Raw genomic sequence first — 23308 nt, 5'->3', positions numbered from 1 at the left:
CGATGACCGCCATGGCGGAACGCGCGGACGGCCGAGACCTGGTGCCCATCTCCGGACTCCTCTCCTACCGGCTCTCCCGCACGTCCTCGGCGATGTCGCGCAGCGCCGCCCTGCGCTACCGGCGGGAGTTCGACGTCAGCCTCGGCGAATGGCGCGCGATCTCGCTCATCGCCGCCGACCCCACCCTGACACTCAACCGCCTCGCCCGCCGGGCCGGCCTGGACAAAGCGCAGATGAGCCGGGTGGTCAGCCGCCTGACCGAGCGCGGGCTGGTCGACCGGACGGCCGGCTCGGGCCGCACCTCGCAGCTCGCGCTGACCGGCGAGGGCACCCGCGTCTACCGGGGCCTGATCGCCGCGGCGAACGAGCGCGACGCGGAGTTCCTGGCCGCGCTGACCGCCGAGGAGGCGGCGACCCTGAGCGGCGCGCTGGACAAGCTGGCCGACCTGGCACTGGCCGTCGAGGAACGTGAGCGCGCCCACTCCGACGATTAGCACCGCCGAGTTGTGTTGACTTTATCAACAGAGCCGCGTAGTTCTGGAGCCACCGAACAGGAGGTGGCCCGATGCCCGACGCCGTCACGATCTGCGAGTGCTTCGCCCGCGACGGGCTGCAGCACGAGCCGGAGTTCGTGCCGACCGCGACGAAGGTCGCGCTGCTGGACGCCTTCGCGGACGCGGGGTTCCGGCGGATCGAGGCGACCAGCTACAGCCACCCCGAGCGCGTTCCCGGCTTCTCGGACGCCTCCGAGGTCCTGACGAAGATCCGGCGCCGCCCCGGCGTCGCGTTCAAGGCGACCTGCCCGAACCCGCGCGCGGTGCGCCGTGCCCTCGACGACCTCGACGCCGGCCACGGCGCCGAGGAGCTGAGCCTGCTCGTCTCGGCCAGCGAAAGCCACACCGAGCGCAACCTGCGCACGTCGAGAGCCGGGCAGTGGGAGCGCGTCGAGGAGATGGTCCGGCTGGCCGACGGCCGGTTCACGCTGGTCGGCGTCGTCTCCGTGGCGTTCGGCTGCCCGTTCGAAGGCGAGGTCGACCCCGGCCGCGTCGCCGAGGACGTCGCCCGCTTCGCCGACCTGGGCGCCAGCCTGGTCACCTTGGGCGACACCACCGGCGTCGCCACTCCCCCGTCCGTCCGGGCGCTGGTCAAGCGGCTCGAGCCGCTGAAGGTGCCCGTGGTCGCGCACTTCCACAACACCCGCGGCACCGGCATCGCCAACGCCGTCGCGGCCCTCGACGCCGGCTGCCGGAACTTCGACACCGCGATGGGCGGCGTCGGCGGCCACCCGTCGGCGATCCGGTACGGCGCCGGGCTGACCGGCAACGTCTGCACCGAGGACCTGGTCAGCCTGTTCGACGCGATGGGCGTCGAGACCGGGATCGACCTCGACCTGCTCGCGAAGGCCTCGGCCGCCTGCGAAGACGCGCTCGGCCGTCCCCTGCACAGCATGGTGGCCCGCGCCGGCTTCACCCCGACCCCGAACCAGGAGAACCCGTGACCGTCATCGCCGAGGACCACGGCGCCGTCCGCGTCCTGACGCTGAACCGGCCCGACAAGCTCAACGCCCTCGACACGGCCCTCACCCGCGCCCTGAGCGACGCCTTCACCGCGGCCGACGCCGACCACGACGTCCGCGCACTGGTGCTCACCGGCGCCGGACGCGGCTTCTGCGCGGGCGCCGACCTCGGCGAGTTCTCCTCGCTGACGCCCGCCCACGCCGACGCCGTCCTGGAACGCGCCGCGCTGACCGCGAAACTGCAGGTCCAGGCCCGGCAGCTGCGGATCCCGCTCGTCGCGGCCGTGCGCGGCGCCGCGGTCGGCGGCGGCGCGGGCCTGGCGATCGGCGCGGACATGGTCGTCGCCGGGACCGACCTGAAGTTCGGCTACCCCGAGCTGAAGCACTCGATCGTTCCTGCGCTGGTGATGACCGGGCTCGTCCAGCACCTCGGCCGCAAGCTCGCGTTCGAGCTGGTCAGCACCGGCCGCCTGCTCACCGCGGCCGAAGCGTTCGAGCACGGCCTGGTCAACCGCGTCGTCGACCCTTCCGAAATCCTGCCGGCCGCACTGGAGATCGCCGAGCACTGGGCCAAGGTCGAGCCGCGGGCGATCGCCGCCGCGAAGGACCTCTTCTACCGCGTCGCCGACCTGCCGACGGACGCCGCGATGCGCGCCGGGCAGGACGTCAACGCGCTGATGCGGGGGTTCCGCGCATGACCGGCCCGCTGTCCGGGATCACCATCCTGGACTTCTCCCGCGTCCTCGCCGCTCCCCTGGCGACGCAGATCCTCGCCGAGCTGGGCGCCACCGTGATCAAGGTCGAGCGACCCGGTTCCGGCGACGAGACCCGCGGGTTCGAACCCCGCCTCCCCCACGGCGAGAGCGCGTACTTCTTCGCCTTCAACCGGGGCAAGAAGTCCGTGACGCTCGACCTCAAGGACCCGCGCGGCCAGGCCCTCGCCCGGAAACTCGCCGAGCGCGCCGACGTCGTCGTCGAGAACTTCCTGCCCGGCGCGATGGACCGCATGGGCCTCGGCTACGCGGACCTGGCTCGGCCGGACCTGGTCTACGTCTCCGCCACCGGCTTCGGGCAGACCGGCCCGGACCGCGACCGCAAGGGCTACGACACGGTCTTCCAGGCACTGTCCGGCGTGATGGCGATGACCGGCGAACCCGACGGGCCGCCGTCGAAGACCGGGATCCCGGTGGCGGACCTGACGTCCGGGCTCTGGGTGGTCATCGCGGTGCTGTCCGGGCTGGCCGGGCGGGCCTCCTCGGGCCGCGGGCGCCACCTCGACGTGTCCATGATGGACGTCCAGCTCAGCCTGCACGCGCTCAACGCGGCCCGGCTCTTCGCGCTCGGCGAGGACCCGGTGCGGACCGGCACCGAGCACCCCGGCCGGGTGCCGTCGGCGGCGTTCCAGGCGGGTGACGGCGAATGGCTGCACATCAGCGGCAGCGACCAACACTGGGGTCCACTGTGTACGGTCCTCGGGCTCGACGACCTCGCCGCGGATCCCCTGCTGCGGCACAACTCCGGCCGCGTCGAGCAGCGCGCCCGCGTCATGAAGGCCCTGCGCGGCGCGATCGCGCAGCACGACCGGGATCCGCTGGTGAAGGAGCTGCGCGCGGCCGACGTCCCGGCGGGTGCGGTCCGCTCGGTCCGGGAAGCCCTGGCCGACCCGCACGCAGTCGCCCGCGGGGTCGTCGGCGAGTTCACCCACCCTTCCGAGGGGACGTTCCCGGCGTTGCGGACGCCGTTGCGCGAGACTGCCGGAGACGCCCCGGTGCCGGGCGTGCCACCGCTGCTCGGCGCCGACACCGACGACGTCCTGGCCGAGCTGGGGCTCTCCCCGGCCGAGATCGAGGACCTGCGCACCGAGGGGGTGACCCGATGACCGAGCGCGTGTGTGTCGAGGTGACCGACGGGATCGCGCGCGTCGAGCTCGCGCGTCCGGAGGCCCGCAACGCCCTCGACCTGCCGATGTGCCACGAACTGCGGGAGGCGTTCGAGTCCCTGGACGACGACGTCCGGGTCGTGCTGCTGAGCGGGCGCGGGCCGGTGTTCTGCGCGGGCGCCGACCTCAAGGAGCGCACCGGCAAGGACGCCGCCTGGGTGCGACGCCGACGTCTCGCCTCCTTCGCCGCGTACGCCGCCATCGAGCAGTGCCGGGTGCCGGTCGTCGCCCTGGTGCAGGGCGCCGTCGTCGGCTCGGGCGGCGAGATCACCCTCGCCGCCGACTTCGCGCTGGCCGCTTCGGGAACGGTCTTCCGGTTCCCCGAGCCGCACTGGGGTACCGTCGGCGCGACCCAGCGCCTGCAGCGCGCCATCGGCAAGCGCCGGGCCAAGGAGCTGCTGTTCACCAACCGCGCGCTCGACGCGGAAGAGGCCGCCGACCTCGGGATCGTCACCCGCGTCGTCCCGCCGGACTCGCTCGCCGCGGCCGGTGACGAGACGGCCGCGAGCATCGCCAAGGCGCCGCCACTGGCCATCTCGCTGACCAAGCGCGCGGTCGACCTCGGCTCGGAAACCGACCTGGACCGCGGGATCCGGATCGAACTGGCCGCCATCGAACAGTGCCTCGCCGACGGCGGCTGGCGCGACGGCGTCGCCCGCTTCACCGCCGGGAACGGAGAACCGCGATGACCGAGCTGCGCACCGCCTGCCCGGTGACGACCCACGAGGTGCTCGCCCGCGCGGCGATGCTCGCACCGGACGTCGAAGCCGTCGTCACCGCTTCGGAACGCATCACCTACGGGGAGCTTTTGACCCGCGTGGAGCGGATCCGGGCCGGGCTCGCCGCCGCCGGAATCGGCCGCGGCGACCGCGTCGGGATCTGCCTCGGCAACGACCCGGACTGGGTGGCGCTGTTCCACGCGATCGGCGCGGCGGGCGCGGTCGCCGTGCCGGTCAACACGCGGTTCACCGCCGACGAGGTCCGCTATACCCTCGAGCACGCGCGGGTGCGGACGCTGTTCGTCGCTTCGCGGGTGCTCAATGTGGACTTCGCCGCGATGCTGCGGGAGATCGGCGTCGAGACGCTTCCCGCTCTCGAGAAGGTCGTCGTGCTGGGCGACGACGTTCCTTCGTTCGCCACTTCGTGGACCGGCTTCTTCGCCGACGGCGTCGTTCCGCCTCCCGCCGCGTCGCCGGACGACGTCCTGCTCGTGCAGTACACCTCCGGGACGACGTCGCGGCCGAAGGGCGTCCTGCTCACCCACCGCAGCATGTGCGCGGACGCGTTCTTCTCCGGCGCGCGGATGGGCCTGCGCCCGGGCGACCGGTTCCACTCGGCGCGGCCGTTCTTCCACGTCGCCGGCAGCACGCTGTCGGTGCTCGCGTCGGCCCAGCACGCGACGACGCTGGTGACGATGCCGAAGTTCGAGCCGGAGGAGGCGTTGCGGCTGCTGGAAGCCGAGCGCTGCACGCACTTCTCCGGCAACGACACGATCGCGCTGCTGCTGCTCAACCACCCCACGCGCACACAGCGGCGGCTGGTCCTGCGCGGCGCGTGGGTGGCGGCGTCGCCGACCGTGATCGGGCGCGTCATCGACGAGCTGGGCGCGCACGAATGCGTTGCGGGGTATGGGCTTTCCGAGGCGTCGCCGAACGTCGCGCAGTCGGCGTGGTGGGAGCCCGCGGACATCCGCGCGTCCGGGGCGATGGCCGTCCAGCCGGGGGTCGAGGTGCGGATCCGCGCGTTCGAGGGCGACCGCGACTGCGGCCCCGGCGAGCCGGGCGCGGTGCTGGTGCGCGGCTGGAACGTGATGGTCGGCTACCTCGACGACCCGGTGAAGACGGCCGAGACGATCGACGCGGACGGCTGGCTGTCCACCGGCGACGTCGGCCTGCTCGACGAATCCGAGCGGTTCCACTTCACCGGCCGGACGAAGGACATCATCCGCGTCGGCGGCGAGAACGTGGCGCCGGCGGACATCGAGGACACCCTGCACCGGCACCCGCTGGTCCGGCAGGCGGCGGTCGTCGGCGTCCCGGACGCGCGGCTGGTGGAGGTGCCGTTCGCGTTCGTCGTGCTGACGTCGCCGGAGGTCACCGAGGCCGAGCTGCTGGGCTGGGCGCGTGACCGCATGGCGGGGTTCAAGGTGCCGCGGCACCTGCGGATCGTCGAGGGTTTCGAGGGCATCGGGATGACGGCGAGCTCGAAGGTGCAGAAGAACCGGCTGGCCGCCCACGCGCGTTCCCTGCTGGAGGAGGCGTGACGCGCATCGACACGCCGGTGACCCGGCTGCTGGGGATCGACCTGCCGATCGTGCAGGCCGGGATGTCATGGGCGTCGTCGAGCTCGGCGCTGCCCCTGGCGGTGTCGAACGCGGGCGGTCTCGGCGTGGTGGCGGCGGGCCCGATGCGGCTGCCCGACCTGTCCCGCGTGCTGGAAGAGATGGCGGCGGGAACGGACCGGCCGTGGGCGGTGAACCTCCCGCTGTACCGCGCGGGCGTCGACGAGGTGATCGACCTGGTCCTGCGCCACCGGCCACCGGTGTTGATCGCTTCGCAGGGCGGGCCGAAGCGGTACCTGTCCCGGTTTCACGACGTCGGGACGCGATGCCTGCACGTGGTGGCCGGGGTGCCGCACGCTCTCAAGGCCGCCTCGGCCGGCGTGGACGGCCTGGTGGTCGTCGGCGCCGAGGCCGGCGGGCACCCGCCGCCCGCGATGGTGGCGACGTCGGTGCTGGTGCGGGCGGTGGCGCGGGCCGTCTCGGTGCCGCTGATCGCTTCGGGCGGCGTCGCGGACGGCTACGGCCTGGCGGCAATGCTCGCCCTGGGCGCGGGCGCGGCCCAGTTCGGCACGCGGTTCCTGGCGAGTACCGAGGCGTCGGTGCATCCGGCGTACAAGGACGCGGTGCTCTCGGCCGGTGTGGACGGCACGCGAACGGTCGGCGCCGGACTCGGCGTCATCCGGGTCTTGGACAACGACTTCACCGCGCGGATGCTCTCCCTGGAGGCTTCGGGCGCGGAGGAGTCGTTGCGGCGCAAGACTTTCTCTTCGTCGTCGTTGAAGGACGCCGCCCTGCACGGCGACGTGACGGAGGGGAAGGTGGAGGCCGGTCAGTCCGCGGGGCTCGTGGACGCGGTGCTGCCGGCGGCCGAGATCGTGGCGCGGATCGTGCGGGAGTACGGCGAAGCGCGCGCCGGCCTCCCACCGGTCGGCTAGGTCACCCGGGGCGGACCGGGACGGCCCGGTCCGCCCCGGTGACTCACTCCGTGGCGTCGGCCGCCGCCGTGATCACCTCGGCCACCACTGCCGGCTGGGACACCGCCACTGCGTGCGACGCGTCGATCCGGCGGACCGTCGACGACGCGCGCTCGGCCATGAACTCCTGGGCCGCGGCGGGGATCGCGTTGTCCTGGTTGGCGATCAGCGTCCACGACGGGAGCTTCGTCCACGCCGGTGTGCCCTCGAACGGTGCCGCCAGCGCCGCCTGTGCGACCGGGCGCTGGGTCACCGCCAGGATCGCCGCGGTCTCCGCCGGGACGTCGCCCGCGAAGACCTCCGCGAAGTCCGCCGGCTTGATCGACAGCTCCGGCGCGCCGTCGTGGACCAGGACGTTCGTCGTCTCCGGGCCGAGCTTGGCGCCCGGGTAACGGCCGGACAGCTCGAACACGCTCTCGCCCGCGTCCGGCTGGAACGCGGCGATGTAGACCAGCGCGCGGACGTTCGGCGTCTCGGTCGCCGCGCGGGTGATCAGCGCGCCGCCGTACGAGTGGCCGGCGAGGACCACCGGGCCTTCGACCCCCTTGACGACGTCCGCCACGTACGCCGCGTCGGACTCGACGCCGCGCAGCGGGTTCGCCACCGCCACGACCGGGAAGCCCTGCTCCCGCAGCTTCGCGACGACGCCCGTCCAGCTCGACGAGTCGGCGAAAGCGCCGTGGACCAGGACGATGGTGGGCTTGCTCATGACTGGCTCCTCAGGGAGAACGACTGGTCTTTCTGTCTCTCTACTCTGGCCGCCCGGGGACGCCGTGGCAATGTGACGTAGCCGATCTGGCAGAACGACCAGTCTTTCTCTATGCTGGCCGGATGAAGTCTGCCGAGGTGCACCCGAAGGACCGGCTGCTGGCGACCGCGTCGCGGCTGTTCTACGCGGAGGGCATCCACGCGGTCGGCGTGGAACGCCTGGTCGGCGAGGCGTCCGTGACGCGGGCGACGTTCTACCGGCACTACCCCACCAAGGACGACCTGGTGGCGGCGTACCTCGCGGAGACGAGCCGCCAGATCCGCGCGGCGGTCGACGCGGCCCGCGCGGGCAAGCCACCTCGCGAAGCGCTCGCCGCGGCGCTGGCGGTGGTCGGCGACGCGACGTGCGGCGAGGACTTCCGCGGCTGCCAGTTCCTCAACGCGGCGGCGGAGTACCCCGACGCCGACTCCCAGGTCCGCCGGGTGATCGACGACCACCGCCAGTGGTTCTTCGAGGTGCTCCGCAGCGAAGCGGCGGCGCTGGGCCACCCGGAACCGAGCCACGCGGCACGGGTCCTGGTCCTCCTCCGCGACGGCGCCCTACACGGCGGAGAGCTGGACGACGCGGAGACGGTGCGAGCCACCCTCCGGCGCGCGGTCGAGGACTTCTTCCCGGCCTGATACACCGCCAACCTGCGGAAACCCAGCAGAACTAGGCCGAACGGGTTACCGTCTGCACAGCACAGACGGAGGTCCGGCATGGCTGCTCACGACGCGTCCCGCGTCCCCGCGTGGGTCGAGCCGATGCTGGCCAAGGCCGACGGCGGCCGGCTGCGCAGCGGCGCCGAATGGGCCTACGAGTACAAACTGGACGGCTACCGCGCCGCCATGCGGATCGCCCCCGACGGCACCACCGTCCTCACCAGCCGCAACAACATCGACTTCACCGCGGAGTTCCGGGAGCTCGCCGGGGTGCTCGACCTCGGGCAGGCCGCCTGCCTCGACGGCGAGATCGTCGTCTACGGCGACGACGGCCGGATCGACTTCGAGCTCATGCAGGAACGCCGCGGCCGCTGGGTCCGGCACCAGAGCGCACCCAAGGGCATGACGTTCGACGACGTCCCGGTCCGTTTCCTCGCCTTCGACCTGCTGCGCCTGGGCGACCGTGACCTGACCAAAGAACCGTACGACGAACGCCGCCGCCTGCTGGCCGGCCTGCCGATGCCCGATCCCTACCGCGTCTCGGTGGTCCGCGCCGTCACCTTCGACGAGCTCGCCGCCGACCGCCGCACGCCGGCGGACTTCCTCGCCCACGCCGCGTCCGCCGGCTACGAAGGCGTCGTCGCGAAGCTGCGCAGCTCCGCCTACGCGCCCGGGCAGCGGCCGGACTCCTGGCTCAAGCACCCGCTGATCCGCACGCAGGAGGTCATCGTCTGCGGCTGGCGCCCCGGGCAGCGCAGCTTCACCGGCACCCTCGGCGGCCTCCTGCTCGGCGCCCACGACCCCGCCACCGGCGACCTCGTCTACATCGGCGACGTCGGCACCGGCTTCAGCCAGGCCGCCCGCGCCGACCTCATGGCCCAGCTGCAGCCGCTCGAGCGGCGCACCCACCCGTTCGTGACGACCCCGCCGCGCGAGGACACCGTCCGCGCCCGCTGGGTCGAACCCCGGCTCGTCGGCGAGATCGTCTACCGGCAGTTCACGCGCGCCGGCCGCGTCCGCCACACCGCCTGGCGCGGCCTGCGGGCGGACAAGAAGCCCGACGACGTCCTGGCCCCGCGCGCCGCCCCACCGGAACCACCCGCGCCGCCAGCACCCGAGCCGGTGAGCCGGAAGATCACCGTGCAGGCCGGAAACCGGCAGCTCACACTGTCCAATCTGGACAAGGTGCTGTACCCGGCGGACGGCTTCACCAAGGGCGAGGTGATCAACTACTACTCGCGGATCGCCGCCGTCCTGCTGCCGCACCTCGCCGGCCGGCCGGTGACGTTCATCCGCTACCCCGACGGGGTCGGCGGCGAGCAGTGGTTCGGCAAGAACGTCCCAAAGGGCGCCCCGTCGTGGCTGCGCACGGTCCGGTTGGCCGGCACGGGTTCCCGCGGCGGCGGCGACATCATCGAGTACCCGCTCCTCGACGACCTCCCCGCGCTGGTCTGGGCGGCGAACATCGCGGCCCTCGAACTGCACGTTCCCCAGTGGACGGTCACGGCGGACGCGACGCGGCGGCCGCCCGACCGGCTGGTGTTCGACCTGGACCCCGGGCCGGGGACGTCGATCGTCGACTGCGCCCGCGTCGCCGAACGCCTCCACGACGTCCTCGTCGCCGACGGACTGACCCCGTACGCGAAGACGTCCGGCTCCAAGGGGATGCAGCTGTACTGTGGCATCCGGACCGACGACCCCGCGGCGCCGTCGGCCTACGCCAAGCGGCTCGCGCAGCAGCTCGCGCGGGAGACGCCGGACGCGGTGACCGCGGTGATGGCCAAGGCGCAGCGCGGCGGACGGGTGTTCATCGACTGGAGCCAGAACAACCCGGCCAAGACGACGGTCGCGCCGTACTCCCTGCGCGGCCGCGACCGGCCGACGGTGTCGACACCGGTCACGTGGGCCGAGGTCCGCGCGTGCCGGCACGTGCACCACCTGACGTTCACCGCCGACGACGTCCTCGACCGCGTCGCCGGGCGCGGTGATCTGCTCGCCGGGCTCGACGAGAACCGCGCGCCACTCCCCTAGAACACCGACGGTCGCGCCGCGTCATCCCAACGAGTCGCCGCCGGTCCCGAAAGAGGCTGTCGAGCGCGTCGCGGACCACCGCGCGCAGGGGTGCCGCTGGGCCAAGCGGGCAAGGCGCGGCCGGCGGGAGTGAAGCTCCTTGTCCGCGTGAATCGTTCCTCGCTAGCGTCGGTGGGGAGGGGACAATGCCGGGCGCCCGGCGCTTTCCCTTGGCTGACAGGGCCTTGCCCGCCAAGGCTTTGCCCCTTCCCGGAAAACGAACGAGGAGTTTCTCGATGACGGCTATCGACCAGCCCGTGACCCGCACCGCGTACCAGCAGTCGGTCGCCGACTACTGGAACGCGGAAAAGGACCCGGTGAACCTCCGGCTGGGCGACGTCGACGGTCTCTACCACCACCACTACGGCCTCGGCGACTACGACCCGGCCGTCCTCGACGCCCCCGAAGACCGGCGCGACCAGGCGATCATCGCCGAGATGCACCGGCTCGAGACCGCGCAGGCCGACGTCCTCCTCGACCACCTCGGGCCGATCGGGCCGCACGACCGGCTGCTCGACGCCGGCTGCGGCCGGGGCGGCTCGAGCGTCATGGCCCACCAGCGCTTCGGCTGTCAGGTCGACGGGATCTCCATCTCCGAGCAGCAGGTCGGGTTCGCCAACGAGCACGTGCGCCGGCGCGGGATCGACGGTTCGGTGCGCTACCACCTGAAGAACATGCTCGACACCGGGTTCGAGTCCGGCGTGTTCCAGGGCATCTGGAACAACGAGAGCACGATGTACGTCGACCTGCACGACCTGTTCGCCGAGCACGCGCGGCAGCTCAAGCCCGGCGGCCGGTACGTCACGATCACCGGGTGCTACAACGACGTCACCGGCGGCCGGTCGCGGGCGGTGAGCCAGATCGACCAGCACTACATCTGCAACATCCACGCCCGCGGCGACTACTTCAAGGCGTTGTCGGACAACGGGTTCGTCCCGATCAACGTCGTCGACCTGACGGCCGCGACGATCCCGTACTGGGAGCTGCGGGAGCGGTCCTCGGTCGCCACCGGGGTCGAGAAGCCGTTCCTGACCGCGTACCGCGAAGGCAGCTTCCACTACCTGCTCATCGCCGCCGACCGCGTCTGAGGCGGGCGTGCCGAGGGAGAGCACCATGACGACCGGGACCGCGTGTCCACAGTGGACGAACGGGGGTGCCGCGAGCCTGCTCGCGGGCCCGTTCGGCCTCGGCACGGCCGCGGCGCGGATCGCGACCCAGTTCGCGCCCGCGCCCGGGCAGGATCCGGCGTACGCCCACCTGCCGTGGGGTGACGGCAGCGCGACACCGCTGTACTGCCCGGTCGTGGGCCGCGTCGACGACACCCTCGCCGGGGAGGTCGACCGGCGGCTGGTCGCGTGGGCCGGGGACTGCGGCTTCACCGGCGAAGGCCTCGACCAGATCGCCCACGCCGGGTTCGGCCGGCTGGTGATGCTCGCCCACCCCGACTGCGACGACCCGGACCGGCTGCTCGTCGCGGCGCAGCTCAACGCGGTCTGGTGGGCGGCCGACGACTTCTACGCCGACGACAGCGCGCTGGGCGCGGCGCCGACCGAACTGCCGCCACGCCTGGCGCTCGTCATGGCGGCCATGGACCCGGTCGCGCCGGCCGGGGAGTTCTCGGCGCCCCTCGAAGAAGCACTGCGGGCGGACCCGATCCTCGTCGGGCTGCACTCGGCGATCGACCACCTGGGCCGGCACGGCTCCCCCGTGCTGGTCCAGCGGGTCTGCTACTCGACGTTCGCGATGTTCGTCAGCTGGGACGCCTACGCGGCGTGGCGCCACACCGGCCGCTACCCACCCGCGTGGGAGTACCTGGCGGCCCGCCAGCACGACAGCTTCTACACGTCGATGACCCTGGTCGACGCCGTCGGCGGCTACGAGCTGGCCGCGCCCTTCTATTACGACCCGCGCGTGCGGGAGGCGATGATGCGGGCCGGGACGGCGTCGGTGCTGGTCAACGACCTGCACTCGGTGGCGAAGGACGCCGCCGACGAGAAGCCGGTCTGCAACATGGTCCTGCAGATCGCCGCGGACCGGGGCTGTTCGGTCGAGGAGGCGGTCGAGGCCACCGTCGAGCTGCACAACAAGATCGTCCACGAGTTCGAGGACGGCCACCGGGAGCTGATGGCGGTGCCGTCGCCGGAGCTGCAGCGGTTCCTCGTGGGTGTCCGTTCCTGGATGGGCGGCGGCTTCACCTGGCACGCCACCAATCCCCGTTACCAGTCTTGACCTTCGAATGATTGGGTGGTTCTCGTTGTGACTGTCACCGACCCGGTGGACACCGACCAGGCACCGCAGAGCCTCGGACGGGCCGCGGCCCGCACCCTGGCCACCACGACCAAGTCGGTCCCGCAGATGCAGGGCATCTCCTCCCGCTGGCTCCTCAAACTCCTGCCCTGGGTCGAGGTCTCCGGCGGCGCCTACCGCGTCAACCGCCGCCTCTCCTACTCCGTCGGCGACGGACGAGTCACCTTCACCACCACCGGCGCCGAAGTCCGCGTCATCCCACCCGAACTCGGCGAACTCGCCCCCCTGCGCGGCTACGACGACGAAGACGTCCTCGCCGAACTCGCCTCCCGGTTCTCCCAGCACGAATACGTCCCCGGCGACACCCTCGTCGAGTTCGGGTCCCGCGCCGACCAGGTGTTCCTCATCGCCCACGGCAAGATCACCAAGGTCGGCACCGGCGCCTACGGCGACCAGACCGTGCTCGGCACGATGGCCGACGGCGACTACTTCGGCGAAACCGCCCTCATCCGCGACGACGGGATCTGGGAGTTCACCGCCAAAGCCGTCACCACCTGCACCGTCCTCTCCCTGCCCCGCGACGTCTTCGAAGACGTACGGTCCCGGTCAGAAACCCTCCAAGCCCATCTCGAGGCGTTCGTCGCCGGCGGCGCCTCGGCCCGCAACGACCACGGCGAAGCCGAAATCTCCCTCGCCTCCGGCCACGACGGGGAGCCGATGCTGCCCGGGACGTTCGTCGACTACGACGCCCAACCGCGGGAGTACGAGCTGTCGGTCGCCCAGACGGTGCTGCGGGTGCATTCGCGGGTGGCGGATCTCTACAACCAGCCGATGAACCAGATCGAACAACAGCTCCGGCTGACCATCGAGGCGCTGCGGGAACGCCAGGAACACGAACTGGTCAACAACACCGACTTCGGGTTGCTGCACAACGCCGACTTCGCCCAGCGCATCCCCACCCGCACCGGCCCACCGACCCCCGACGACCTGGATGAGCTGCTGGCGTTGGTGTGGAAGGACCCCGGGTTCTTCCTGGCGCATCCGAAGACGATCGCCGCGTTCGGCCGGGAATGCACCAAAGCCGGTGTCTACCCCGACGCCGTCGACTTCGGCGGCCACCACGTCCCGGCCTGGCGCGGGGTGCCGATCCTGCCCTGCAACAAGATCCCGGTGACGGAGACCCGCACCAGTTCGATCCTGCTGATGCGGACCGGGGAACAGGCCCAGGGCGTGGTCGGCTTGCACCAGACCGGGTTGCCGGACGAGTACCAGCCCGGGCTCAACGTCCGGTTCATGGGACTTTCGGAGCAGGCGATCATGTCGTACCTCGTGTCGGCGTACTACTCCGCCGCCGTACTGGTCCCGGACGCGCTCGCGGTGCTCGAAAGCGCCGAACTCGGTCGAGAAGGCTGACACCGATGACGGTGACGGAAGAGCTCCAGCTGTCCCTGAGCGTCACGGCCGCGCGGACACTCACCACGACCACCAAGACGTTGCCGCAGATGCGCGGCATCACCACCCGCTGGCTGCTCTCCCAGCTGCCCTGGGTCGACGTGCCGGGCGGCAGCTACCGCGTCAACCGCCGCCTCACCTACACCATCGGCGACGGCAAAGTCTCCTTCTACACCACCGGCGCCCGCGTCCAGGTCGTCCCCGCCGAGCTCACCGAACTCGAACTGTTGCGGGGCTTCGGCGACGAGGACGCCCTCAGCGCCCTCGCGGAAGCCTTCGAGCAACGTGAGTACGAGCCGGGCGACACGATCGTCACCGCGGGCCGGCCGGTCGACACGCTGATCCTCGTCGCCCACGGCAAAGTCACCCGGCACGGCCGCGGCGAATACGGCGACGAGACCACCCTCGGCACCGCCACCGACGGCGACCACTTCGGCGCCGAACTCCTCGCCCGCGACGACGCGCGGTGGAGCTTCACCGCCCGCGCCGCGACCCACGTCATCGCGCTCGCTCTGCCCGCCGAAACCTACGCCCGCCTCAACGGCCGGTCCGAGTCACTCCGCGCTCACGTCGCCGAGGCCATCGGACGACCCCGGAAACCGCAGAACCCCAAGGGCGAAGCCAGCATCGACCTCTCCGCCGGCCACGACGGCGAACCGATCCTCTCCGGCACGTACGTCGACTACGACCCTTCACCACGCGAATACGAGCTCGCCGTCGCCCAGACGATCCTGCGGGTGCACAACCGCGTCACCGACCTCTACAACCAGCCGATGAACCAGCTCGAACAGCAGCTGCGGCTGACCGTGGAAGCGTTGCGGGAACGTCAGGAACACGAACTCGTCAACAACACCGACTTCGGCCTGCTCCACAACACCGATCTCAAGCAGCGCCTCACCACCCGCACCGGGCCACCGACGCCACTGGACCTCGACGACCTGCTTTGCCGCCGTCGCAAGACGAAGTTCTTCCTCGCCCACCCGCGCGCCATCGCCGCGTTCGGCCGCGAATGCACGCGGGCCCGCGTCTACCCCGACACGGGCGTCCTCGACGGCAAACGCGTCCACACCTGGCGCGGGGTCCCGATCCTGCCGTGCGACAAGATCCCGGTCACCGACACCGGCACGACGTCGATCCTCGCCATGCGCACCGGCGAAGACGACGCCGGAGTCATCGGGTTGCGCCCCAAGGAACTCCCGGACCAGTACCAGCCGGGACTCAACGTCCGGTTCATGGGCATCAGCGACCGGGCCGTGACGTCCTACCTGGTCAGCGCCTACTACTCCGCCGCCGTCCTCGTCCCGGACGCGCTCGGCGTCCTCGACCACGTCGAAACCGGCTCATGACCCGCCGGGACCGTCGGCGATGTGCCACGGCAGCACCTCGTATTCGCCCTCGCACGGGTTCCCGCGCAGCACCCGGTACTCCCCCGCGGTGAGGTCGACCAGGCTGCTCATGGTCGTCTTGTAGCGGCGCACGTCCGGATCGTCGTCACGCGGGTGCGCGCACACCCCGTGCGGGTGCCCGAAGTGGTCGCTCATGGTCTCCTGCACGACCTTGCGCACGCCCGCCGAGTCCGTGGCGTCCACCGCCCGCGCGAGCCCGCGTTCGATGACCGGGACGCGGTAGAGCGAGTCGACCGCGGCCGGCCGGTACCGCCCGGCCAGCGCCGGCGGGATGCCGTACTGGTAGTGGTTGCCGTGCACCAGGACGCCGTCCGACGCGTATCCCCAGCGGTGGTCGAGCGGCGTGGTCTCCAGGTCCACGGCGAACCCGTCGCGGTGGGTGAACAGCAGGTTCGTGGCGATGTGCTGAGGGTTCGCGAACGGCACGCGCAACGCGTCGCGCAGGGTCGGGCTGTCGAGGATCAGGCGGCGCAGCACCGGTTGCGGCAGGCCGGGCGGAGTGCCGAACGCGCCGTCGAGGCCGTTGGCGTTGAGCGCGAGGCCCGCCGAGTTGACGCCGTGGCGGCCGACCTGCCCCGCCTCCACCTGCATGATCACGGTCGGCTTGGGCGGCTGCACGATCCGGATCAGCACGGTCGTGGCCTCGGTCTCCGCCCGCCAGTCCCAGTTCTGTCCACAGTAGACGTGGCCGTCACCGGTCGCTTCGGGCAGCAGCGCGAACGACGAACAGCCGTCCATCTCGGTGAAGCCGCTGAGGTGGTTGCGCGCGATCTCGCCGCGCGCGTTGAGCGCGAGCACCTCGTCCGGGTGCACGCCGGCACCCGCCGCGATGCCGTCCATCTCCGCCAGGAGGTCCGGCGCGTGGGCGGCCACGAGCGTGCGCCACGGGCCGACCCGGGAGACCACGTCGGCCCAGGCCAGGCCGGGCTTGAGGGCGAACGAGCGCCGGTAGTGGTCGAGCGAGCGGGCGATCTCCGCCCGCGCGGCCTCACCGTGGTGGCGGCCGCGTTCGGCGGGTGGTCCGCTGAGCTCCAGCAGGGGCACGGTCGGCACGGGCGACTCCTCCGGCGGATGTAATGGCTATTACAAACCTTGCAGCGAATGACTGATGCGCTACTATGTAGTCATTCCTACAGGGAAGTCAATGACTGACATGGACACTACAGAGCTGTCGCTGCAGGACCGGATCACCGGCCGGCTGGCGATGATGTCGAAGGCGGAGCGGAAGGTCGCGGAGTACCTGCGCACCCACAGCCGCGAGGCCATCTTCGCCACCGCCGAGCAGATCGCGGCGGCCGCCGGCACCAGCGACGCGACCGTCGTCCGGACGGCCCGCTCGCTGGGCTACGCCGGCCTGCTGGAGCTGCGGCACAGCCTGACCCGGCAGGTGGTGCGGGCCACGAGCCCGGCGCCCCCGCCCGGGAGTCCGGACGAGCGGGTCTCGGCCACCGCCGCCCTGCTCGACCGGGTGTTCACCGAGGCGGCGCAGCGGCTCGCGGACACCTGGCGGCTCACCACCGAGGAGGCGTTCGGCACGGCGGTCGCCGCCCTGGCCGGCGCCCGCGACGTGCTCGCGTTCGGCATCGGGCCGTCCGAGTCGGTCGCCGCCTACCTGGCCCTGCGGCTGCGCCGGATCGGCCGGCGCGCCCGGGTCAGCGGGGCCACCGGCTTCCGCCTGGCCGACGACCTCCTCGAGCTCGGCCAGGGCGACGTGGTCGTGCTGTACTCCCCCAGCCGGCTGCTCGCCGAGCTGGAGATCGTGCTCGACCACGCCGCCGCCGTCGGCGCGCGGGCCGTGCTGATCTCCGACTCCCTCGTGCCCGTGTACGCCGACCGCGTGCACGTCTCGCTGTTCGCCGTGGACAGCACCACCGGATCCACCGGCGAAGGCCTGCCGTCCCAGGTGCTCACCGACGCCCTCGTGCTCGCGGTGCGCGCGCGGGACGAAAGCCGCGCCACCGAACGCGCCGAGCTGCTGACCGGCTTGCGGTCCGAGCTCAGCCAGACCCGAACCACCCGCCGCACCAGGAAAGAGAGCCCGTGAGCGCGACGACCGACGAGATCAGCCGCGTCGAGGCCGGTACCGCCCGCAACTACCACCCGCTGCCGGTCGTGCTGGCCGAAGGACACGGTGCCTGGGTCACCGACGTGGAGGGCCGGCGTTACCTGGACCTGCTCGCCGGCTACAGCGCCCTGAACTTCGGCCACGGCGACAAGGAGCTCCTGTCGGTGGCCCACGAGCAGCTGGACCGGCTCACGCTGACCAGCCGCGCGTTCCACCACGACCGGCTGGGCACCTTCAGCGAAGAGCTGGCCGCGCTGGCGAGCATGGACATGGTGTTGCCGATGAACACCGGCGCCGAAGCCGTCGAGACGGCGATCAAGGTCGCCCGCAAGTGGGGCTACACGGTCAAGGGCGTGCCGGCCGGACGCGCCCGGATCGTCGTGGCGGGCGGCAACTTCCACGGCCGCACGACGACGATCGTCAGTTTCTCCGACGACCCGGTCGCCACCGCGGACTTCGGCCCGTTCACACCGGGGTTCGACACGGTCCCGTTCGGCGACGCCGACGCCTTGCGCGCGGCCGTCACCGAGGACACCGTCGCGGTGCTGATCGAGCCGGTGCAAGGGGAAGCGGGCGTGCTCCTGCCCCCGCCCGGCTACCTCGCCGCCGTCCGCGAAGCCTGCACCGCGCACGACGTCCTGATGATCGCCGACGAGATCCAGTCCGGGCTCGGCCGGACCGGGCGCACGTTCGCCTGCGAGCACTTCGGCGTCGTGCCGGACGTCTACCTGCTCGGCAAGGCGCTCGGCGGCGGCCTCGTCCCGCTGTCTGCCGTGGTGTCGCGCCGGGACGTGCTCGGTGTCCTGCGGCCGGGCCAGCACGGCAGCACGTTCGGCGGCAACCCGCTGGCCTGTGCCATCGGCACGGCCGTGGTCCGCAAGCTCGCGACCGGCGAACCCCAGCACCGGGCCGCCGAGCTGGGCACGGTCTTCGCCGGGCTCCTCACCGGGCTGCCGAACGTCCGGGAAGTGCGGACGCTCGGCCTCTGGGCCGGGGTCGACGTCGTCGGCCGCAGCGGCCGCGACGTGTGCGAAGGGCTGCTCCGGCGGGGCGTGCTGGCGAAGGACGCCCACGGCTCGACGATCCGCCTCGCGCCACCGCTGGTGATCGACGAAGACGACCTGCGCCACGCCGTCACGCAGCTCGCCGAAGAGCTGGGCTCGTGAAGGAGTTCCTGCGCGGCCACGCGGAACTCGTCGAGGAGGACGGCCGGTTCGTCCCCCGCCGGCTGCCCGCCGGATCGCTGCACCCGCGGCTCGACGAGGTCGCGCGGATGCCCGCCGGGGTGCGGCTGGAGTTCGACACCGACGCCCGCGGGTTCGACTGGGACGTGGAGACCACCGGGTTCATCGACGTGGTGGTCGACGGCGAACTGGTCAGCCGCTCGCACGCCGTCCACGTCGGCGACCTGCCCGCCGGACGCAAGCGCGTGCGGATCTGGCTGCCGCAGTCGAGCCACATCAGCCTCGGCGAACTCCGGCTGAGCGGCGAAGTGACGCAGGTGCCGGAAGGCCCGCGCTGGATCGCGTACGGCAGCTCGATCACGCAGTGCCGGCTCGCCGCCGGGCCGTCCGAGACCTGGCCCGCCCTGGTGGCGACCGAGCTCGGCTGGTCGGTGCGCTGCCTGGGTTTCGCGGGCGAATGCCACCTCGATCCCGCGGTGGCGCGGTACATCCGCGACACCGAGGCGGACGTCATCAGCCTGTGCGTCGGCGTCAACATCCACGGCGCCGCGTCGTTCTCCGCGCGCTCGCTCGGGCCCGCGCTCGAAGGGTTCGTCCACACGATCCGCGACGGCCACCCGGACACCCCGATCCTGCTCACCACTCCCCTGCACGCCCCCGAGCGCGAGCAGCAGCCCAACGCGCTCGGGCTGACCCTCGCCGACGTGCGGGCCGAGGTCGCGAAGGCCGCCCACGGGCTGCCCGTCGTCGACGGCCCGTCGCTCCTCGGCCCGGCCGACGCCGGGCTCCTCGCCGACGGCCTGCACCCCGACGCCGAGGGCTACCGCCTCATCGCCGAGCGGATGCGGCCCCACCTCGCCGCGCTGCTCCCCACCGAAGGGCACCACCCATGAAGATCCTCGTCCTGCCGGGCGACGGCATCGGCCCCGAAATCACCGCCGCCACCCTCGACGTCCTCGCCGCCGCCGACCGCCTCCTGGGCCTCGGTTTGGAGTTCGAGCGCCGGGACATCGGGCTGGCGTCCCTGGCGGCCGAAGGCACCACCTTGCCGTCCGACGTGATGACCCGGATCCCGCAGGTCGACGGCGTGCTGCTCGGCCCGGTGTCGCACTACGAGTACCCGCCGCGCGCCGAAGGCGGCATCAACCCGTCGGCCGAGCTGCGGACGGTGTTCGAGCTGTTCGCCAACGTCCGGCCGTGCCGCTCGCGCCCGGAGCTGAGCGTCCTGCGGGCCCCGATGGACCTGGTCATCGTTCGCGAGAACACCGAAGGCTTCTACTCCGACCGCAACATGCACGCCGGCACCGGCGAGTTCATGCCCGACCCCGATCTCGCGCTGTCGGTCCGCAAGGTGAGTGCGAAGGCGGCCGAGCGGGTGGCCGTGGCCGCGTTCGACCTGGCGCGCGGCCGCCGCCGCAAGGTGACCGCGGTGCACAAGGCCAACGTGCTCAAGCTGTCCGACGGGCTGTTCCTGCGCGAGGTCCGGAAGGTCGCTTCGCGGTACCCGGACGTGGAACTGGAGGAGCTGATCGTCGACGCCACGGCCGCGCTGCTCATCCGCACCCCGGACCGCTTCGACGTCCTGGTCACCACCAACATGTTCGGCGACATCCTGTCCGACGAAGCGTCCGAGCTGTCCGGCGGCCTCGGCCTCGGCGGGTCGGTCAACGCGGGCCACGACCTGTGCGTCGGGCAGGCCCAGCACGGGTCCGCGCCGGACATCGCCGGGCTCGGCGTCGCGAACCCGACGTCGCTCATCCTCTCCGCGGCGATGCTGCTCGACTGGCGCGGCCGCCGCGACGACCACCCCGGCCTGGTCAAGGCGGCCGAGCTGATCACCGCGGCCGTCGACATCGCGCTCGACGACCCCGCCACCCGCACCCGCGACCTCGGCGGCTCCCTCGGCACGGCCGGGTTCGCCGAGGCCGTCGCCCACGCACTGACGAAGGTGAGCGCCCGATGATCCTGTCCGTCGACCCGGCCACCGGCACCGAGCTGGCCCGGTTCACCCCGCAGTCCACTGTGGACGTCGAAGCCGCGCTCGACGCGGCCGCCGCCGCCCAGGCCCGCTGGCGCACCTACGACGTCGGCGAGCGGGTGGGGCTGCTGCGGGAGCTGGCCCGCGTTCTCCGTGCGGGCAAGGAGAAGTACGCGCTGCTGATCACCGCGGAGATGGGCAAGCCGCTCGGCGAGGCCGAAGCCGAGATCGAGAAGTGCGCGGTGACGTGCGAGCACTACGCCGGGCAGGCCGGCACCTACCTCGCCGACCGGCCGATCCCGCCCGACAGCGTGGTCGTGCACGACCCGCTCGGCGTGGTGCTGGCCGTGATGCCGTGGAACTACCCGTTCTGGCAGTTCTTCCGCTTCGCCGCGCCCGCGCTCGCCGCGGGCAACGGGATCGTCCTCAAGCACGCGGGCAACGTGCCGCAGTGCGCGCTGGCCATCGCCGACGTCGTACGCGAGGCGGGGGCGCCCGACGGGCTGGTCCAGGTGCTGCTGGTGGAGTCCGACGCCGTCGCGGGCCTCATCGCGGACGACCGGATCGCGGCCGTCACCTTCACCGGCTCGACGGAGGTCGGCGCGATCATCGCCGCGCAAGCCGGGGCGGCGCTGAAGAAGCAGGTCCTGGAGCTGGGCGGGTCCGACCCGTTCGTCGTGCTGGCCGACGCCGACGTGCCCGCCGCCGCGGCCACCGCCGTCAAGGCCCGGTTCGTCAACGGCGGCCAGAGCTGCGTCAACGCCAAGCGGTTCATCGTCGAAGCGGCCGTCGCCGACGAGTTCGTCCGGGAGTTCACCGCCGCGGCCGCCGCGCTGGAGGTCGGCCCGCTGGCGCGGGAGAACCTGCGCGCGACGCTGCACGACCAGGTCCGCCGCAGCGTCGACGCGGGCGCTTCCCTTCTGCTGGGCGGAAAACCGGCCGACGGACCCGGGTACTTCTACCCGCCGACGGTGCTCGACCACGTGACGCCGGGCATGGCGGCGTTCGACGAGGAGACGTTCGGGCCGGTCGCCGCGATCACGCGGGTGCCCGACGCGGACGCGGCGATCGCGCTGGCCAACCGCACGGAGTTCGGCCTCGGCGCGGCGTTGTGGACGCGCGATGTGTCCCGCGCCGCCGTGCTGGTGCGCCGGTTCGAGGCCGGCGCGGTCTTCGTCAACGGCATGGTCGCGTCCGACCCGCGGCTGCCGTTCGGCGGCATCAAGAAGTCCGGGTACGGCCGCGAACTGGGCGCGGAGGGGATCCGCGAGTTCACCAACACCAAGACCGTGTGGCGCGGCCCGGGGTCGACGTCGTTCCCGCCGGCCGTGCTGCGCCCGGGGTCGCTGCCCGCGCACAACCGCGGCGGTGGCGCGAGCACCGTGCCACTGGTGACCCGCGCGATCGGCGCGCGGGTGTTCCTCAACGGCACAACGCTTTTCGAGGGCGGCGCGGGCATCCCGCTGCACACGCACAACTGCCCGGAGAGCGTGGTGATCCTCGAAGGCTCGGCGATCGTGGAGATCGACGGCACCGAGCACCACCTGGAGCGGTTCGACACGACGTACGTCGACGCGGGCACCCCGCACCGGTTTCGCAACGCGTCGGCCACCGAGCCGATGCGCATCCTGTGGACGTACGCGTCGGCGGACGCGACGCGGACGATCGTCGAGACGGACGTGACCACCCGTGTCGACGCCGAACACAGCTTGCGCTAGACACAATCGTCAGTTGTCAAAGTTGCGTGGCACGAACACCGCCGCGGCTCCTAACTTCGTACTCGTACCGAGCAATCCGAAGAAGGAGCAGCACCATGCACGTGTTCGTCACCGGAGCGACCGGGTGGATCGGCACGGCCGTCGTCGGCGACCTGCTCGGCGCCGGGCACGAGGTCACCGGCCTCGCCCGCTCGGACGCCGCGGCCCTCAAGCTCGCCCAGGCGGGCGCCCGGGTCCGGCGCGGCGACCTCGACGACCTCGACGGTCTCCGCGACGGCGCGATCGACGCCCACGCCGTCGTCCACCTGGGCAACAAGCACGACTGGGGCAACCCGGCGGAGAACAACCGGACCGAACGGGCGGCCATCGAGACGATGGCGGGCGCGCTCGCCGGCACCGACCGGCCGTTCGTGCTGGCCGGCGCGCTCGCGGGCCTGGTCCAGGGCCGGCCCGCGGTCGAGACCGACGTGTCCCCGGCGGTCGGCCCGGACTCGATGCGCGGCGGCGGCGAGAACCTCGCCCTCGAGTACGTCGCGAAGGGCGTCCGGGTGGTCAGCGTCCGCTTCGCGCCGTCGGTGCACGGCGCCGGCGACCCCGGGTTCCTGGCGTCCCTCACCGCGGCGGCCCGCCGGCACGGCGTGTCGGCGTACCTCGGCGACGGCGACGCGGCGTGGGCCGCGGTCCACCGCCCGGCCGCGGCTCAGCTCGTCCGGCTCGCGGTCGAAGCCGCACCCGCCGGTTCGCGGGTGCACGCCGTCGCCGAAGAAGCCGTAACGACCCGGGAAATCGCCGAGGCGATCGGGCGGGCGTTCGACCTGCCGGTGGTTTCGGTCCCGCCGGAGAACGCCGTCGAGCACTTCGGGTTCATCGGCCGGTTCTTCGGCCTGGACATGTCCGCGTCGAACGCGCACACCCGCGAGCTGCTCGGCTGGACCCCGTCCGGGCCGACGCTGGTCGAGGACATCGAAGCGGGTGCGTACGCGTGACCGTGACGGCGTTCATGCTGGTGCTGAAACCGAGTTCTCCTCGGCGCGCGTGACCGACGTGTCGGAGTCCGTCGACCACGCG

21 protein-coding genes are annotated in these 23308 nt (G+C 72.2%); 19 read left to right on the top strand and 2 right to left on the bottom strand.

The genetic code is table 11. The features are described 5' to 3' along the window. Window positions 1-11: 11 nt before the first annotated feature. The 7 genes from ACZ7OU_RS26030 to ACZ7OU_RS26000 all read left to right on the top strand — a co-directional run bounded on the left by ACZ7OU_RS26030 (window position 12) and on the right by ACZ7OU_RS26000 (window position 6671). On the top strand, window positions 12-494 hold the full coding sequence (locus tag ACZ7OU_RS26030; protein ID WP_470257093.1) for a MarR family winged helix-turn-helix transcriptional regulator: 483 nt from the start codon (window positions 12-14) through the stop codon (window positions 492-494). A 71-nt stretch (window positions 495-565) separates the two neighbouring features. Next, a complete protein-coding gene (locus tag ACZ7OU_RS26025) occupies window positions 566-1498 on the top strand; it encodes a hydroxymethylglutaryl-CoA lyase (protein WP_470257092.1) in 933 nt (310 codons plus the stop codon). Further along, window positions 1495-2214, top strand: coding sequence for an enoyl-CoA hydratase/isomerase family protein (locus ACZ7OU_RS26020; RefSeq protein WP_470257091.1), 720 nt, complete (start codon window positions 1495-1497; stop codon window positions 2212-2214). Before ACZ7OU_RS26025 ends, ACZ7OU_RS26020 begins: the two co-directional genes overlap by 4 nt. After that, entirely contained in the window at window positions 2211-3395 is a 1185-nt protein-coding gene (locus ACZ7OU_RS26015; protein WP_470257090.1) for a CaiB/BaiF CoA transferase family protein, read from the top strand. The genes ACZ7OU_RS26020 and ACZ7OU_RS26015 overlap by 4 nt, the downstream gene beginning before the upstream one ends. Further along, window positions 3392-4144, top strand: a complete 753-nt coding sequence (locus ACZ7OU_RS26010) for an enoyl-CoA hydratase/isomerase family protein (RefSeq protein ID WP_470257089.1) — start codon at window positions 3392-3394, stop codon at window positions 4142-4144. The genes ACZ7OU_RS26015 and ACZ7OU_RS26010 overlap by 4 nt, the downstream gene beginning before the upstream one ends. Next, entirely contained in the window at window positions 4141-5718 is a 1578-nt protein-coding gene (locus tag ACZ7OU_RS26005) for an AMP-binding protein (protein ID WP_470257088.1), read from the top strand. Before ACZ7OU_RS26010 ends, ACZ7OU_RS26005 begins: the two co-directional genes overlap by 4 nt. Next, the gene (locus ACZ7OU_RS26000) at window positions 5715-6671 is read left to right on the top strand and encodes an NAD(P)H-dependent flavin oxidoreductase (protein ID WP_470257087.1); all 957 of its coding nucleotides are present in this window, start codon (window positions 5715-5717) and stop codon (window positions 6669-6671) included. The genes ACZ7OU_RS26005 and ACZ7OU_RS26000 overlap by 4 nt, the downstream gene beginning before the upstream one ends. A gap of 43 nt (window positions 6672-6714) precedes the next feature. Here the strand turns inward: ACZ7OU_RS26000 and ACZ7OU_RS25995 are convergent, their stop codons facing one another. Further along, window positions 6715-7419 carry an alpha/beta fold hydrolase gene (locus tag ACZ7OU_RS25995; RefSeq protein ID WP_470257086.1) on the bottom strand — a complete coding sequence of 235 codons (705 nt, stop codon included), beginning with the start codon at window positions 7417-7419 and terminating at the stop codon, window positions 6715-6717. A 122-nt stretch (window positions 7420-7541) separates the two neighbouring features. Between ACZ7OU_RS25995 and ACZ7OU_RS25990 the strand changes: the two genes are divergently transcribed. The 6 genes from ACZ7OU_RS25990 to ACZ7OU_RS25965 all read left to right on the top strand — a co-directional run bounded on the left by ACZ7OU_RS25990 (window position 7542) and on the right by ACZ7OU_RS25965 (window position 15235). Further along, window positions 7542-8099, top strand: a complete 558-nt coding sequence (locus tag ACZ7OU_RS25990; protein ID WP_470257085.1) for a TetR/AcrR family transcriptional regulator — start codon at window positions 7542-7544, stop codon at window positions 8097-8099. A gap of 78 nt (window positions 8100-8177) precedes the next feature. Further along, window positions 8178-10151, top strand: coding sequence for a DNA ligase D (ligD, locus tag ACZ7OU_RS25985; RefSeq protein WP_470237487.1), 1974 nt, complete (start codon window positions 8178-8180; stop codon window positions 10149-10151). Window positions 10152-10426: 275 nt separating this feature from the next. Further along, window positions 10427-11278 (top strand): geranyl diphosphate 2-C-methyltransferase, encoded by an 852-nt coding sequence (locus ACZ7OU_RS25980; protein WP_470237488.1) that lies wholly within the window; start codon window positions 10427-10429, stop codon window positions 11276-11278. Window positions 11279-11285: 7 nt separating this feature from the next. Further along, window positions 11286-12419, top strand: a complete 1134-nt coding sequence (locus tag ACZ7OU_RS25975) for a family 2 encapsulin nanocompartment cargo protein terpene cyclase (RefSeq protein ID WP_470237489.1) — start codon at window positions 11286-11288, stop codon at window positions 12417-12419. A gap of 27 nt (window positions 12420-12446) precedes the next feature. Then, window positions 12447-13850, top strand: a complete 1404-nt coding sequence (locus ACZ7OU_RS25970) for a family 2B encapsulin nanocompartment shell protein (protein WP_470257655.1) — start codon at window positions 12447-12449, stop codon at window positions 13848-13850. Between the two features lie 5 nt (window positions 13851-13855). Next, complete coding sequence (locus tag ACZ7OU_RS25965) at window positions 13856-15235, top strand: family 2B encapsulin nanocompartment shell protein (protein ID WP_470237490.1); 1380 nt, start codon at window positions 13856-13858, stop codon at window positions 15233-15235. Here ACZ7OU_RS25965 and ACZ7OU_RS25960 read toward each other — a convergent pair. Then, window positions 15230-16348, bottom strand: a complete 1119-nt coding sequence (locus tag ACZ7OU_RS25960; protein ID WP_470237491.1) for a C45 family autoproteolytic acyltransferase/hydolase — start codon at window positions 16346-16348, stop codon at window positions 15230-15232. The genes ACZ7OU_RS25965 and ACZ7OU_RS25960 overlap by 6 nt on opposite strands. Before the next feature lie 100 nt (window positions 16349-16448). Here ACZ7OU_RS25960 and ACZ7OU_RS25955 point away from each other — a divergent pair, with 100 nt between their 5' ends. From ACZ7OU_RS25955 to ACZ7OU_RS25930, 6 genes are all read left to right on the top strand, one after another. Beyond that, on the top strand, window positions 16449-17339 hold the full coding sequence (locus ACZ7OU_RS25955) for a MurR/RpiR family transcriptional regulator (RefSeq protein WP_470257084.1): 891 nt from the start codon (window positions 16449-16451) through the stop codon (window positions 17337-17339). Then, a complete protein-coding gene (gene rocD / locus ACZ7OU_RS25950; protein ID WP_470237493.1) occupies window positions 17336-18526 on the top strand; it encodes an ornithine--oxo-acid transaminase in 1191 nt (396 codons plus the stop codon). The genes ACZ7OU_RS25955 and rocD overlap by 4 nt, the downstream gene beginning before the upstream one ends. Continuing rightward, window positions 18523-19437, top strand: coding sequence for a GDSL-type esterase/lipase family protein (locus ACZ7OU_RS25945; RefSeq protein WP_470237494.1), 915 nt, complete (start codon window positions 18523-18525; stop codon window positions 19435-19437). Before rocD ends, ACZ7OU_RS25945 begins: the two co-directional genes overlap by 4 nt. Next, window positions 19434-20507 (top strand): isocitrate/isopropylmalate dehydrogenase family protein, encoded by a 1074-nt coding sequence (locus tag ACZ7OU_RS25940; RefSeq protein ID WP_470237495.1) that lies wholly within the window; start codon window positions 19434-19436, stop codon window positions 20505-20507. Before ACZ7OU_RS25945 ends, ACZ7OU_RS25940 begins: the two co-directional genes overlap by 4 nt. Further along, a complete protein-coding gene (locus ACZ7OU_RS25935) occupies window positions 20504-22240 on the top strand; it encodes an aldehyde dehydrogenase family protein (RefSeq protein ID WP_470257083.1) in 1737 nt (578 codons plus the stop codon). The genes ACZ7OU_RS25940 and ACZ7OU_RS25935 overlap by 4 nt, the downstream gene beginning before the upstream one ends. Before the next feature lie 95 nt (window positions 22241-22335). Further along, complete coding sequence (locus ACZ7OU_RS25930) at window positions 22336-23226, top strand: SDR family oxidoreductase (protein ID WP_470257082.1); 891 nt, start codon at window positions 22336-22338, stop codon at window positions 23224-23226. Window positions 23227-23308 lie beyond the last annotated feature (82 nt).

This window comes from Amycolatopsis sp. NPDC114505 (assembly GCF_055633615.1).
The sequence above is the reverse complement of the archived record's forward strand: the minus strand, read 5'-3'. Positions and strand labels throughout refer to the sequence as shown.

Coding starts and splice junctions, on each gene's coding strand:
- ACZ7OU_RS25990 (WP_470257085.1), top strand. CDS start 7,542: ATGAAGTCTGCCGAGGTGCACCCGAAGGACCGGCTGCTGGCGACCGCG.
- ligD (WP_470237487.1), top strand. CDS start 8,178: ATGGCTGCTCACGACGCGTCCCGCGTCCCCGCGTGGGTCGAGCCGATG.
- ACZ7OU_RS25940 (WP_470237495.1), top strand. CDS start 19,434: ATGAAGATCCTCGTCCTGCCGGGCGACGGCATCGGCCCCGAAATCACC.
- ACZ7OU_RS25955 (WP_470257084.1), top strand. CDS start 16,449: ATGGACACTACAGAGCTGTCGCTGCAGGACCGGATCACCGGCCGGCTG.
- ACZ7OU_RS26015 (WP_470257090.1), top strand. CDS start 2,211: ATGACCGGCCCGCTGTCCGGGATCACCATCCTGGACTTCTCCCGCGTC.
- ACZ7OU_RS26025 (WP_470257092.1), top strand. CDS start 566: ATGCCCGACGCCGTCACGATCTGCGAGTGCTTCGCCCGCGACGGGCTG.
- ACZ7OU_RS25930 (WP_470257082.1), top strand. CDS start 22,336: ATGCACGTGTTCGTCACCGGAGCGACCGGGTGGATCGGCACGGCCGTC.
- ACZ7OU_RS25965 (WP_470237490.1), top strand. CDS start 13,856: ATGACGGTGACGGAAGAGCTCCAGCTGTCCCTGAGCGTCACGGCCGCG.
- ACZ7OU_RS26005 (WP_470257088.1), top strand. CDS start 4,141: ATGACCGAGCTGCGCACCGCCTGCCCGGTGACGACCCACGAGGTGCTC.
- ACZ7OU_RS26030 (WP_470257093.1), top strand. CDS start 12: ATGGCGGAACGCGCGGACGGCCGAGACCTGGTGCCCATCTCCGGACTC.
- ACZ7OU_RS25935 (WP_470257083.1), top strand. CDS start 20,504: ATGATCCTGTCCGTCGACCCGGCCACCGGCACCGAGCTGGCCCGGTTC.
- ACZ7OU_RS25980 (WP_470237488.1), top strand. CDS start 10,427: ATGACGGCTATCGACCAGCCCGTGACCCGCACCGCGTACCAGCAGTCG.
- ACZ7OU_RS25995 (WP_470257086.1), bottom strand. CDS start 7,419: ATGAGCAAGCCCACCATCGTCCTGGTCCACGGCGCTTTCGCCGACTCG.
- ACZ7OU_RS26010 (WP_470257089.1), top strand. CDS start 3,392: ATGACCGAGCGCGTGTGTGTCGAGGTGACCGACGGGATCGCGCGCGTC.